The organism is Alcanivorax sp. IL2 (assembly GCF_047495475.1).
Classification (GTDB): domain Bacteria; phylum Pseudomonadota; class Gammaproteobacteria; order Pseudomonadales; family Alcanivoracaceae; genus Alcanivorax.
Window position 1 is genome coordinate 2,956,889 of the sequence record NZ_CP179932.1, and the last position, 12,953, is coordinate 2,969,841.

The 12,953-nt window shown below is 60.5% G+C and carries 12 protein-coding genes; 1 reads left to right on the forward strand and 11 read right to left on the reverse strand.

Features of this window, described 5'->3' with window-relative positions; all coding sequences use genetic code 11:
- Nucleotides 1-170: 170 nt before the first annotated feature.
- The 7 genes from ACMG4N_RS13645 to ACMG4N_RS13675 form a co-directional block, all read right to left on the reverse strand.
- Nucleotides 171-1,022: an ion transporter gene (locus tag ACMG4N_RS13645; protein WP_297768747.1), complete on the reverse strand. Its 852-nt coding sequence runs from the start codon at nucleotides 1,020-1,022 to the stop codon at nucleotides 171-173.
- Nucleotides 1,023-1,176: 154 nt separating this feature from the next.
- The gene (locus ACMG4N_RS13650) at nucleotides 1,177-2,370 is read right to left on the reverse strand and encodes an ABC transporter substrate-binding protein (protein ID WP_272962406.1); all 1,194 of its coding nucleotides are present in this window, start codon (nucleotides 2,368-2,370) and stop codon (nucleotides 1,177-1,179) included.
- Between the two features lie 29 nt (nucleotides 2,371-2,399).
- The gene (locus ACMG4N_RS13655) at nucleotides 2,400-4,214 is read right to left on the reverse strand and encodes an AMP-dependent synthetase/ligase (protein ID WP_414432074.1); all 1,815 of its coding nucleotides are present in this window, start codon (nucleotides 4,212-4,214) and stop codon (nucleotides 2,400-2,402) included.
- On the reverse strand, nucleotides 4,214-5,017 hold the full coding sequence (locus tag ACMG4N_RS13660; protein WP_084573462.1) for an ABC transporter ATP-binding protein: 804 nt from the start codon (nucleotides 5,015-5,017) through the stop codon (nucleotides 4,214-4,216). Before ACMG4N_RS13660 ends, ACMG4N_RS13655 begins: the two co-directional genes overlap by 1 nt.
- Entirely contained in the window at nucleotides 5,014-5,784 is a 771-nt protein-coding gene (locus ACMG4N_RS13665) for an ABC transporter ATP-binding protein (protein ID WP_414432075.1), read from the reverse strand. The genes ACMG4N_RS13660 and ACMG4N_RS13665 overlap by 4 nt, the downstream gene beginning before the upstream one ends.
- Nucleotides 5,781-6,878 (reverse strand): branched-chain amino acid ABC transporter permease, encoded by a 1,098-nt coding sequence (locus ACMG4N_RS13670; RefSeq protein WP_414432077.1) that lies wholly within the window; start codon nucleotides 6,876-6,878, stop codon nucleotides 5,781-5,783. The genes ACMG4N_RS13665 and ACMG4N_RS13670 overlap by 4 nt, the downstream gene beginning before the upstream one ends.
- 3 nt (nucleotides 6,879-6,881) lie before the next feature.
- A complete protein-coding gene (locus ACMG4N_RS13675) occupies nucleotides 6,882-7,760 on the reverse strand; it encodes a branched-chain amino acid ABC transporter permease (protein WP_414432078.1) in 879 nt (292 codons plus the stop codon).
- Nucleotides 7,761-7,952: 192 nt separating this feature from the next.
- Here ACMG4N_RS13675 and ACMG4N_RS13680 point away from each other — a divergent pair, with 192 nt between their 5' ends.
- On the forward strand, nucleotides 7,953-8,549 hold the full coding sequence (locus tag ACMG4N_RS13680; RefSeq protein WP_414432080.1) for a GNAT family N-acetyltransferase: 597 nt from the start codon (nucleotides 7,953-7,955) through the stop codon (nucleotides 8,547-8,549).
- Between the two features lie 133 nt (nucleotides 8,550-8,682).
- Here ACMG4N_RS13680 and ACMG4N_RS13685 read toward each other — a convergent pair whose 3' ends face one another.
- The 4 genes from ACMG4N_RS13685 to ACMG4N_RS13700 form a co-directional block, all read right to left on the reverse strand.
- On the reverse strand, nucleotides 8,683-10,272 hold the full coding sequence (locus ACMG4N_RS13685) for an ABC-F family ATPase (RefSeq protein ID WP_297768731.1): 1,590 nt from the start codon (nucleotides 10,270-10,272) through the stop codon (nucleotides 8,683-8,685).
- Nucleotides 10,273-10,486: 214 nt separating this feature from the next.
- On the reverse strand, nucleotides 10,487-11,020 hold the full coding sequence (locus ACMG4N_RS13690) for a DUF3299 domain-containing protein (protein ID WP_297768728.1): 534 nt from the start codon (nucleotides 11,018-11,020) through the stop codon (nucleotides 10,487-10,489).
- Between the two features lies 1 nt (nucleotide 11,021).
- The gene (locus ACMG4N_RS13695; RefSeq protein ID WP_297768724.1) at nucleotides 11,022-12,260 is read right to left on the reverse strand and encodes an ABC transporter permease; all 1,239 of its coding nucleotides are present in this window, start codon (nucleotides 12,258-12,260) and stop codon (nucleotides 11,022-11,024) included.
- Nucleotides 12,250-12,951 carry an ABC transporter ATP-binding protein gene (locus tag ACMG4N_RS13700; protein ID WP_297768721.1) on the reverse strand — a complete coding sequence of 234 codons (702 nt, stop codon included), beginning with the start codon at nucleotides 12,949-12,951 and terminating at the stop codon, nucleotides 12,250-12,252. Before ACMG4N_RS13700 ends, ACMG4N_RS13695 begins: the two co-directional genes overlap by 11 nt.
- Nucleotides 12,952-12,953 lie beyond the last annotated feature (2 nt).

A 12,953-nucleotide genomic window follows, 5' to 3' on the forward strand; every position in this document is an offset into this window, starting at 1 on the left:
TTAGCCGCAGGCGTAATCCACCTTCCTTGCGGTCACCCAAACCTGCCGAACGACAGGGTGGATAACGCCTGCGGCTAATCCACCCTACCTCCCAGAAGAAGGCACGGAGTGTTTCCGGGCCTTTCGCCTTGCAAGCAAGGCTCCAACAAAGCCAGCCAACGGCTATTCCACTACTGATCCGACTTTTTCTGCAGCGCTGTTTCCAGGCAGGCAATCTTTTCATGCATGGTGCGCATCAGGTCGAGCATTTCCTGGCGCTCGTCGTGGGCGATCTGGTTGTTGGCGTCCCGTTCGGCACGCTGTTCGCTTTCGTGCACTTCCTGAGTGGCACTGACGATGATGGCGATGAACAGGTTCAGCACCATGAAGCTGGAGATCAGAATGAACGGCACGAAGAAGATCCAGGCCATGGGATAGACGGCCATCACCGGCCGGGCAATGCCCATGGACCAGCTTTCCAGGGTCATGATCTGGAACAGGCTGTAAATGCTCGCTCCCAGAGTGCCGAACCACTGCGGGAACGCCTCACCAAACAGCTCGGTGCCCATTACCGCAAAGATGTAGAACATCATCAGCAACAGCGCTGCGGTCCAGCCGATGCCGGGTAACGCCTGCATCAGGGATTCCACCAGCATGCGCAGCCGTTTCACCGATGACAGCAGCCGCAACACCCGCAAGATACGCAGGCTCCGCAGAATCGCCAGGGGCCCGGATGCCGGTGCCAGGGAAATAGCGACGATCAGAAAGTCGAACACATTCCAGCCGGAGCGGAAAAAGCGCGGCCCGAAGGCGACCAGCTTGAGCACAATTTCCAGTACGAAAACCGCCAGCACTATCTGGTTGAGCAGGTTCAACCACTGCCCTGCCCGCTCCTGTGCCACCGCGGAGGTTTCCACACCCAGAATAATCGCATTGAGCAGGATCAGAGCGGTAATGGTGTGACCGAAGAACGGGGTATTGAGCCAGGTGGCCAGGCGCTGTCGCCAGCCATCGGAGGATACGGAAGTTGAAGAGGCCTGCATGGACAATCACCGAATAATCCAGGAGGCGCGAGTATACCTGATACGGGAGGGGGGATTGATAGGGTCGTTGGAGCCATGCTTGCATGGCGAAAAGCCGGAATCAGACCCCGAGCCATTCGCTTTGCGAGCAAAGCTCCAACGGGAAAGTACGCGGTCAGTCTTCCAGGGTCACCACGGGCTCCCAGACACCGTCGGTGACTTTGGAGAGGATCATATCGTTACCGGCACGATGATTGGTGGCGCTCATCTTGATATCCACCCCGGTGACCGGATCACTGAAATCCAGGGACTCCATGGCCGCCAGGAAGGAATCGGTGGTCAGGTCCGGTCCGGCCTCGCGCAATGCCTCTATGGTCACCATGGCACCGACACGCCCCAGCACCGCACCACCACTGGGTACCGAGCCATACTGCGCCTGGTACTCATCTGCCCATTGTTTCGCTTCCGGCACATCCTTCATGCGGCTGACAATATCCTGCCAGGGGGAGACACCGTAGAGTCCTTCTGTGACACCGCCGGGCGCCGCCGCCACTGCGGAATGGAAGCCGGCCTGGGAGACCACGAATTTCACATCATCCCAACCCATTTCCTTGGCGGTAGCCACCACGGAAATGATCGGCCGAACCGGCAGGGCCACGGCGACCAGCTGACAGCCGGCATCCTTCAGGCGCGCCAGGGTGCCGGTGAAATCGCTCTCGTCCGGACGGTGAGAGGTGCTTTCCGCCAGGGTCAGAGTCTCTTTGCCGGCGGCAGCATCGGTGATGGCCTGGTTCACTTCCTCGCCGAAATCCGAGGGAATGTACATCACACAGATTTTCTCGATGCCGTACTCATCGGTCATCCAGTTAACGCCTTTCAGTACCCCTTCGTGGTAGCTGGGACCGAAAACGAAACGATGGGAAAAGTCGCCCTCTTCTTCCATCTGCCGGGACAGGGCCAGGGGAAGAATGCTGGGCACGTTATTGCGGTCCATCAGAGGGAAAGCTGCCAGGTTATGGGGCGTCCCCAGGCTCATCACCATGGCGAAGATTTCATCGCGGCTGATCAGCTTGTTGGTGGCCTGGGTGGCCTTGGGCACCTGGTAGGCATGATCCTCGACGATGTAACGAATCTTGCGCCCATGAATACCGCCGTCGGCATTCACTTCGGCAAACATGTCGTTGGCCACCTGCACCGCCGGTGAGGAAAACGCCGCAAACACGCCGGACAAATCGTGCATGCCACCCAGTTTGATTTCGGTATCACTGACGCCACGCACCGACTCGGCGGCGGCGCTCTCTTCTTCCTTGTTATCACTGCACCCGATCAGGGTGGCTGCGGCGAGAGCCGCCAGGCAAAGCTTCTTCATGATGCACTCTCCTCTCGAATTCATTGCAATCAGTACATGGAATCAATCAGGTGCTTGTGTTTTTTCTCCACGAAGGAACGCTTCAGCTTCATGGTGGCAGTCAGCTCCTCATCTTCGGCGGTGAGCAGCACGTCGATCAGGCGGAAATACTTGATCTGTTCCACCTGGGCGAACTGTTTGTTCACATCGGTAATGATGCTGTCGATCAGGTCCACCACCTCTTTGGCACGACACAGGGAGGCGAAGTTGGAAAACGGCACCTGGCGGTCCTGGGCATATTTCTCCACGTTTTCCTGATCGATCATGATCAGGCAGGTGAGATACTTGCGCTGATCACCAATCACCACTGCATCAGAAATATACGGGGAAAACTTCATCCGACTTTCGATTTCCGCCGGCGTGATATTCTTGCCGCCGGCAGTGATGATGATGTCTTTCAAACGGCCGGTGATGGTGAGCATGCCATCTTCCAGACGCCCCACATCGCCGGTGTGCAGCCAGCCGTCGCGGATATCTTCAGCGGTTTTTTCCGGCTTGCGCCAGTAACCGGCGAACACATGGTCGCCACGCACCAGCACTTCCCCGTTGTCGGCAATCCGTACCTCGGTATCCGGTAGCGGCTCGCCCACGGAGCCGACCTGGGCCCGGTCCTTGCTGTTGAGCGATACCACCCCGGTGGTTTCGGTCATGCCGTAGCCTTCATAGAGCGGCACGCCCAGGGCCTGGAACCAGCGAATCAGGTCCGGCGAGATCGGAGCCGCACCGGTAGTGCCCCGACGCAGACGGGCCATGCCGATCAGGTCGCGCACATTGCGCAGCACCAGCAGATTCCAGAACTGGTAATGCAGCCAGGAAAGCGGTGAGCGTTTGCGCTCACAGTGCCAGCTATCCCCGGCAGCAAGAGCGCGGTCGAAACACCAGCGGCCGAAACCGGTGGCTTCGTCTCGCAGGGTCATCATGGAGCTATAGATTTTTTCCCACAGTCGCGGCACCGCGGCAAAGGTATTGGGTGACACTTCGCGCAGGTTCTCGAACACGGTTTCCGGGCTTTCCGCAAAGTTCACGGTACAGCCCTTGAAGATGGGCACTTCCACCGACACCAGCCGTTCCAGAATATGACACAGGGGCAAGAAGCAGAGCTGGTCGTCATCCTCGTGGGCTTCCAGCACCTGCTCACCGGCGGCAAGCTGGAACAGCACATTGCGGTGGCTGATCATGGCGCCCTTGGGCGCGCCGGTGGTGCCGGAGGTGTAGATCAACATGCGGATGTCATCGGGCTGACTTTGCGCAATGCTGCCACTGAATTGTGCTTCCGCATCAGGGATCTGCTCGCTCAGGGCGTACAGTTCATCCAGGAACATGACCATGGGATCGTCAAAATCCCGCAGACCCTTGCGATCGAACACGATCACTTTTTTCAGGGTGGGCACCTGATCGCGCACGGTCAGGTACTTGTCCAGCTGTTCGTCGTTTTCCACAAACAGAAAAGCGGAACCACTGTCGTTGACCAGGTAGGCCAGCTGCTCAGCGCTGTCGGTGGTATAGACGCCATTGCTGACGCCGCCGGCCCCGGCGATACCCAGATCGCAGTACAGCCATTCCTTGTTGTCTTCACTGAGAATGGAGACCGGCTGGCCCCGCTCCAGGCCCAGAGACAACAGCGCCACGCCGATGGCGCGGGCTTTTTCGTAATAGTCCTGCCAGCTATAGCTCTGCCAGATGCCCAGGTCCTTTTCACGGTGCGCAATGCGCGCTCCCCGTTCCAGGCATTGCTGGCGCCACAGTTTGACCACGGTATCGCAACCGTGGAGAAGGGTCGGTGCGTTGTTGGTTGTTGTCATCATCAGCGCCAGGTCTTCTTTCGTTTCCAGCGTTTTTCCGGTCGGTCATCCCCCGCCGACTGGCCCAGATAGAACTCGCGAATATCGTCACTGGCGAGCAGTTCCTCGGCGCTGCCATCCATGACGATGCGGCCGGTTTCCAGCACATAGCCATGATCCGCCGTGTTCAGCGCCACCTGGGCGTTCTGTTCCACCAGCAGCAGGGTCACGCCCTGCTCCTTGTTGAGCCGACGAACGATGGCAAAGATTTCCTGCACCAGCAGCGGCGACAGCCCCAGGGACGGCTCATCCAGCAACATCAGCGACGGTCGAGACATGAGCCCGCGACCGATAGCCAGCATCTGTTGTTGGCCACCAGACAGGGTGCCGGCAGGCTGGTTGCGGCGCTCCAGCAGGATCGGGAAATAGTCATACACCATTTCCATGTCCTGGCGGATGCCCGCCTTGTCGCGGCGGATGTAGGCGCCCATGGCCAGGTTTTCTTCCACGGTCAGAAACGGAAACACTTCCCGGCCTTCCGGTACGTGGGCAATGCCTTGGCGCACCAGGGCATCCGGCTCGCGGCCCTGGATCGCTTCTCCGGCCAGGGTAATGCTGCCCTTTCGCGGAGCCAGTGCCCCGGAAATGGTTTTCATCAGGGTGGTCTTGCCGGCGCCGTTGGCGCCGAGAATGGCAACCACCTTGCCCTCGAATACATCGATGGACACCCCGCGCAGGGCCATCACCGGGCCGTAGAAAGCTTCCAGGTTTTTCACCTGCAGCAGCGGCTGGGCATCATTCATGGTTTCTTTCTGCAGTGCACTCATGAGGTTGCCTCCGTGCCCAGATAGGCTTCGATCACCTTGGGATCCGCCTGCACTTCGGCGGCCGTGCCCATAGCCAGTGGTCGGCCTTCCGAGACCGCCAGCACCCGGTTGGACACCCGCGATACCAGGCTCATGTCGTGCTCGACCATCAGTACCGTCAGGCCCAGATCTTTCTGCATGTCCTCAATCCACCAGGCCATGTTCTGGGTTTCTTCCACGCTCAGGCCGGAGGCCGGCTCATCGAGCAGGATCAGCTTCGGCTCGCTGGACAGGGCCCGGGCGATTTCCACTACCTTGCGCACCCCGTAAGGCAGTCTGGCAATCAGCTTGTCCCGGTAGGCGGCCAGGTCGAGGAAGTCGATCACCTCTTCCACCAACAGACGATGCTGCCGTTCACTGCGCCTTACCTTGGGCAGGAACAACAGCTCCTCGAACCAGCGGGTATTGCGGCGGCAATGGCGACCGATCAACAGGTTCTGCAGTACCGAGGAGTGATCGAACAATTCAATATTCTGGAAGGTGCGGGCGATGCCCAACCCTGCGACCTTGTGAGCCGGCAGGGAGGTAATGTCCTGACCATCGAACACGATCTGACCGGCGCTCGGCTCATAGAGGCGACTGATCAGATTGAAGATGGTGGATTTGCCTGCCCCGTTGGGGCCAACCAGGGTGAACACTTCGCCGGGCTCCACGGTGAAGCTAACGCCATCCACCGCTTTCACGCCGCCGAAAGAAATGGAGAGATCCTTTACCTGTAACAGACTCATCGTTGGCGCTCCGTTTTCAGGTAGGTACGGGTGCGGCGGAACATGCCCTTGCGATACAGCGGGAACAGCTGCAGCCAGGTGCGCACCTTGAACCAGACGCCGTAGAGCCCGCGCGGTTCGTAAATCACCATGAGCAGAATCAGCAGTGCAAACAGGGCGGTATCCATGCCCGGGTAGGCCGCGATCTTGATGCCGGCGGCGTTATCGAGAAAATCCCGGGCGATGGCGATCAGCTGGGGCAGCAGCACCACCACAATGGCGCCGAAGAAGGCGCCGTGCACCGAGCCCAGCCCACCGATCACCACCTGCAGCAGCAGAGTGATGGAAATCAGCACCAGGAAGCTTTCGTAATTCACCGCCTGGGCCAGATGGGCATAGAGCGCCCCGGCCAAACCGGTGATGGCGCAGGACAGGCTGAAGGACAGGGTCTTGGCGCGGGCCACATTGACCCCCAGCGCTCGAGCGGACACTTCACTGTCACGCACGGCCAGGAAGGAACGGCCGGAGGCACTGCGCAGCAGGTTCAGATAACCCAGGGTGACCAGCAGCAGCACCGCCAGGCACAGATAGTAGAAGGCTTCCGGAGTGGCATAGCGGTCGATCTCCATGCCGAACAAGGCAATGGGCGGGGCAAATACCCCGGCGACCCCGCCGGTAATCGGCTCGGCGATAATCGCCACGTCCTCGATAATAATACTCAACGCCAGGGTGGCGATGGCCAGGTAGATACCACTCATGCGCAGGATCGGCCGGGAGATGATGGCGCCGATCACACCGGAGGTGACCGCGCTGGCCAGCAAGGCAGGAATAAAATGCCAACCGCGTAACATCAGCGCCAGATTGGTAAAGGCACCAATGGCCATAAAGGCCGCATGCCCCAGGCTGACCTGGCCGGTATGGCCGCTGATCAGCATCAGCCCCAACCCCGCCAGGGACCACACCAGCACAGCAGTGAGCTCGCCCAGATAATAGGTGCCAAGCAGCCAGGGGGCGGCCACCAGCAATGCCATGAGGATGGCGTACTGAGCCAGGTGCCAGCGCCCTTCAAACAGATTGATATCGTCGTCGTAACGGCTTTTGAATCGGTTGCTCATGGCCTACACCTTCTTCTGGCTGATCTGCGCGAACAGGCCGCCGGGGCGCAGGATCAGCACCAGCAACATCAACACATAGGGGGCAATCTGGCCGACGCCGGAAGGTAGATAGCGACCAGCGAAAGGCTCCACGATGCCCACCAGCAGGCCGCCCAGCAGCGCCCCGGGCAAGGAACCCAGCCCGCCGATGACCGCCGCGGCGAAGGCCTTGATCCCGAACAGCAGGCCCACGGAAGGCTCCACGGCGCCCTTGGCGGCGAACATGACCCCGGCAATGGCCGCCACCACCCCGGACAGAGCCCAGACAATGGCATTGATGCGTTTCACCGGGATACCCATGTAGTAAGCCGCCATCTGGTTCTGGCTGCTGGCCTGCATGGCCACGCCAAGACGAGTGCGGGCAAAGAAGAAATAGAGAATGGAGGTAAGCGCCACGGTGGTAATAATGATCACCGCATCCACCACCGAGATCATCAGTTCCCCCACCGTCCAGACCAGGCCGATAAAGGGGGTTTCCAGAGAGGTAGGATCATGGCCCCAGATCACCCCGGCCACGAAGCGGATCAGAAAGCCCAGCGCGATGGTAAGAATCACCATGGCGAATTGCGGCTGCCCGAAGATGGCGCGCAGCACGAAACGATCGAGGAGGTAGCCGAACAGGCCGAGGATCAACGCCGCCAGAGTAATGCCGACCAGAAAAGGCAGATCCGCATAGCTGGTGTTGATGAAGGTAACGCCGAGGAAGGCCCCCAGCATCATCATGTCGCCCTGGGCGAAGTTGACTGCTTCGGATGCCTTATAGATCAATACAAAACCCAGTGCCAACAGCCCGTAAATACAGCCATTGGCAATCCCGCTGACCAGCAGCTGGAGTATATCCATGGTCCCTCTCTCCCGGGGGGTTATTATTCTGTTGCTTTTTTATTCAATCGACCCGAGCCTAGCGGAAGTCCGACATTCTCACCAGTATGTAAAATGTAACAGGATCAGAATGAGCCTGAAGGGGCTTGCTGGTCCTGCATTCGCCGCCACTTCCGGTATGCTTGGCTGTCGTTCAGCAGACCTCAGTAGACCATGAATGTAAATGACCGCCATCGCATTGATGCCACCGCCCGGGTTCTCAGCCTGGCGTTTTATCAGGATCCGCTTTTTTGCTATTTCTTCCCGGATGACCAGCGCCGTCTGGCCCTGTCGCGCCATACCTTCCACTTTCTGGCCTGCCATGCCCATCACCGGGGAGAAATCTGCACCACACCGGGGACCGTAGACGGCGCCGCCGTGTGGCTGCCGTCCCGGGCGTTGCACCGCAGTGTGCTGGAGATGGTGCGCTTTGGTGCCCTGCCCATGTTGCGCCAGGGGCCGGCGGCGGTGAAACGGCAGCTGGATGCCGGCGACGCCATGCAGAAGGTGCATGACGCGCTGATGCAAAAGCCTCACGCCTACCTGTTATTGCTGGGGATTGATCCGCAAAAGCAGGGCCAGGGGCTGGCCACACGGCTGTTGCAGCCAACGCTGGAGCGGCTGGATCGGGAAGGACAACCGGCCTATCTGGATACCCATAACCCGGACAATGTGTCGCTGTACCGGCGCTTCGGGTTTGAGGTGGTGCATGAGGCGGTGATGCCGGGGACGGATGTGCGGCATTGGGCGATGGTGCGGGGAAAAAGCTAACGAGCGAGTAACGAGTTGCGAGGAGCGAGTTGCGAAAGGCAACCCCCTACGGAGGAATAGCACCTCACTGATTTCGGCGGGGTGCTTTTCGCTCCTCGTGACTCGTTACTCGTAACTCGCCCGACTTTGCCTTTCAGCCTACGCCCTGGCTTTTCAGGTAATCGTCGTAGCTGCCGTGGAAGTCGACGATCCCGGTGGGGGTGATTTCAATGATCCGGGAAGCCAGGGAGGACACGAATTCCCGGTCGTGGCTGACGAACAGCAAGGTGCCCGGGTAGTTTTCCAGTGCCAGGTTCAGGGACTCGATGCATTCCATGTCCATGTGGTTGGTGGGCTCATCCAGCAGCAGGATGTTGGGCCGTTGCAGCATGATCTTGCCGAACAGCATACGCCCCTGCTCGCCACCGGAGATCACTTTCACGGATTTGCCGATGTCTTTCTGGGAAAACAGCAGCCGCCCCAGGGTGCCGCGGATGATCTGTTCGTCGTCTTTTTCCTGGCCCCACTGGTTCATCCAGGCAAACAGGTCCATATCGTCGGCAAAGTCGCGGGCGTGATCCTGGGCGTAATAGCCCCGCTCACTGTTCTCGGACCATTTCACTTCCCCGGCGGTGGGCTCCAGCTCCCCCACCAGACAGCGCAGCAGGGTGGATTTGCCGATACCGTTGGGGCCGATGATGGCGATGCGCTCGCCCACTTCCACACGCAGGTCCAGGCCGGAAAACAGTTCCTGGTCAAAGGTCTTGGCCAGCCCTTTCACTTCCAGCGCGTTGCGGAACAACTTCTTGTCCTGCTCGAAAATGATATAGGGATTTTGGCGGCTGGACGGTTTCACTTCATCCAGCTTGATCTTGTCGATCTGCTTGGCGCGGCTGGTCGCCTGCTTGGACTTGGAGGCGTTGGCGCTGAAGCGGCTGACAAAGGTTTTCAGCTCGGCGATCTGCTGTTTCTTCTTGGCATTGTCAGAATGCAGGCGCTCGCGGGCCTGGGTGGCCGCGGTCATGTATTCATCATAGTTGCCCGGGTAAACGCGCAGCTCGCCGTAATCCAGATCCGCCATGTGGGTGCAGACGCTGTTGAGGAAGTGGCGATCGTGGGAAATGATGATCATGGTGCACTGACGCTGGTTGAGCACGTCTTCCAGCCAGCGGATGGTGTTGATGTCCAGGTTGTTGGTGGGCTCATCCAGCAACATGATGTCCGGGTCGGCGAACAGGGCCTGGGCCAGCAGCACACGCAGTTTCCAGCCCGGGGCGATTTCGCTCATGGGGCCGAAATGCTGCTCCACCGGAATATCCAGCCCTAGCAGCAGTTCCCCGGCGCGGGATTCGGCGGTGTAGCCGTCCAGCTCGGCGAAATCCGCTTCCAGCTCACCGGCGCGGATGCCGTCTTCCTCGCTCATTTCCGCCTTGGCGTAGATGCCGTCGCGCTCTTCCTTGATCTTCCACAACGCTTCGTTGCCCATGATCACGGTATCCACCACCGAGTATTGCTCGTAGGCGAACTGATCCTGACGCAGCTTGCCGATGCGCTCGTCCGGGTCCTTGGACACATTGCCGGCGGACGGCTCCAGGTCACCCCCGAGAATCTTCATAAAGGTGGATTTACCGCAGCCGTTGGCGCCGATCAGGCCGTAGCGGTTGCCGTTGCCGAATTTCACGGACACGTTTTCAAACAGCGGCTTGGCACCGAACTGCATGGTGAGGTTGGCGGTTGTGAGCAATGTTTTGTACCGGTTGGAAAAGCGAAAAGCGCCGCTGACAGGCGTCAACGGCGGCGGAGTGCGCGAAGCGCGCGCATTGTCGCACAGCAGCCGCCTCCGGGACAGAGCCAGAAGCGAGTGTAGGGTGCACTGAGCCTAAGGCGAACTGCACCGATCAGGCGCCGGATGGTGCAGTTCGCCTTAGGCTCAGTGCACCCTGCGGGGTAGAACGCTGCTAATAGCCAGTGAACAGCTCGGCGGATTCGCCTTCCAGTACATAGCCGGCGGTGCCGTATTCGGTGTCCTGGCTGGATACCTTGAGGGTGCCTTCCAGCCACAGGGCCTCGAACACCAGATCCAGGGGCACACCCTGCCCTTTCATCTTGACCAGGATGATCTGGTTACGGGGTGGCGGTGGCGTGTGGATGCAGGCGCCGAAGTACGGCACCAGCAGGAATTCGCGCACGTATTCCTCGTCGCCATCCAGTGGCACCCCATAGCCGGGCAGGCGCACGACGGTGTTATCCAGTTCGGCCTTCAAGGGCGCTTCGCGCCAGGCCTTGTCGATGGCATCCATCATCTGCTCGCCACGGGCATCGCCATCGTCCACGTCTTCCGGCGGTTTATCGCCATAGATTTTGCTGAACAGTTGCTCGTACACCACATTGGCGTCGTAATCGGCGGGGACCAGGTCGTCCCATTCCAGTTCGCGGGCCGCCCAGGTAGGCAGGCTGACCAGCAGGCAGAGAAGAATGATCAGGGTACGCATGTCAGTTCCTCGGGGTCAGGCCATCGGCCAGGCTGTTTCGGAAGGCCTTTTCCGCCGGAATCAGGCCGGCCAGGGAGCCTGCCAGCAGAATGGCCGCCAGGGTCGGCAATTCGCGCAGGGACAGGAAGCTGTCCGGCAGGCGCAGGGACCATTCCGCCTGGGCCAGCGGCGCCAGCGCCCACTGTGCCACAAACAGCAACGCCAGCCCCAGCAAGCTGCCGATCACCGTCAGGCACAGGCTCTCACCGACAATCACGCCATAGACGGCAAGCCGGCCCGCGCCAGCGGCACGCAGCACCGCCAGTTCGTGGCGGCGCCCTTCCAGAGCGGCAAGGATAGTGGACACCAGCACCAGCAGGGCCACCAGCAACACGGCCATGGAGGTGGCCCGCAGGGCGTTTTCCCCCACCGCCGTCATCCGCCACAGCCGCTGCAGTTGGACACCGGGAATAATGGCGCTGAGTGGCTCGGCTTTGTAACGGGACAGTTCCCGCTGCAGGCTGAGCACGGCGATGCGTCGCTCCAGGCCGAGCATCACCGCATTCACGGAACCCGGGGTGTCCGACTGCTGCCCGGGTCGGGGCGGCAACCCGGAACGAAATTGGCCACCGCTGTGAATGGCGGCCATGCCGGCCAGGGAGATATGCACGCTCTGATCCACCGGGGTGCCGGTAGGCGCCAGTATGCCCACCACGGTAAAGGGATGATTGTCGTGCTCGATAATGGCCGGGCCACTGGCACCATGGGCCAGCACCATATCGTCACCGAGCCGATAACCCAGCCGCTGCGCCACCGCGCTGCCCAGCACCACCTGATCCGCCCCGGCAAACCACTCGCCGCTTGCCAGCGTCAGGGCCTGATCACGCCCGTAGCGGTAATGGGCCAGATAACTGTCGTTAGTAGCCACCACCGGGAAACCGCGATGGGAATCGCCCAGAGCGATGGGAATCCACCATTTCACGTCCGGGTGGTCGGCCAGGTGCTCTACCGTGTCCCAGCGAATCCCGGCAGTGGGGTCACTGAGCCGGAACACGCTGTACAGCAGGATATTCATGGGGCCGCCACGGGCGCTGACGATCAAATCGATACCGGACACGGTGCTGGCGAAGTTGGCGCGTACCTGATGGCGCAGACGCTCGATGCCGACGATCATCACCAGGCTCAGGGCGATGGCCACCACAATCAGAGACGCCGAGGTTTTACGGGTACGCAGGGAGGCGAGAATGATCCTAGGCAGCATGATGCTCTCCCCCGTTCAGTGCGGAAAACGCCACGCTGCGATGGAAGCGGTCCGCCACCTGGCTGTCATGGCTGACCATCAGCAAGGCGCTGCCGGCCTGTTCGCATTGCTCACACAATAACGCCAGCAGGGTATCGCGGCTGTCAGCATCCAGGGCGGAGGTGGGCTCGTCGGCGATGATCAGATCCGGCTTGCCGAACAGGGCCCGGGCGGCGGCCACCCGCTGCTGCTGCCCGAACGACAACTGCCAGGCCGGCAAGGCCGAGGTGGCCGCATCCAGTCCCAGGCGGCTGAGCAGATCCTGTGCGGCGATCCTGCGCTGCCGGTTGTTGCTGGCGCCTTCACGCTCACAGCGTCGCCGGGAAAAGCCGGCACTGAGGCAGACATTGTCCACCGCATTCAGGTACGGCAGCAGATTGAAGGCCTGGAAGATGACGCCGATATGGTCCGCCCGAAAGGCGTCCCGTTGCCGTTGCGACAGGGCGGAGAACGGTTTGCCTGCCACCCGGATATCACCGTCTCGGGCCGGGCGAATCCCGGTCACCAGTGACAACAGGGTACTTTTGCCACAACCACTGGGCCCATGGAGCAGCACCCGCTCACCGGCCTGCAGGGCAAAGTGGTCGATATGGATGAAAGGCCGGGCTTGTCCCGGGTGCTGGTAACGCAGGTTATCCAGTTCAAGAACCACGG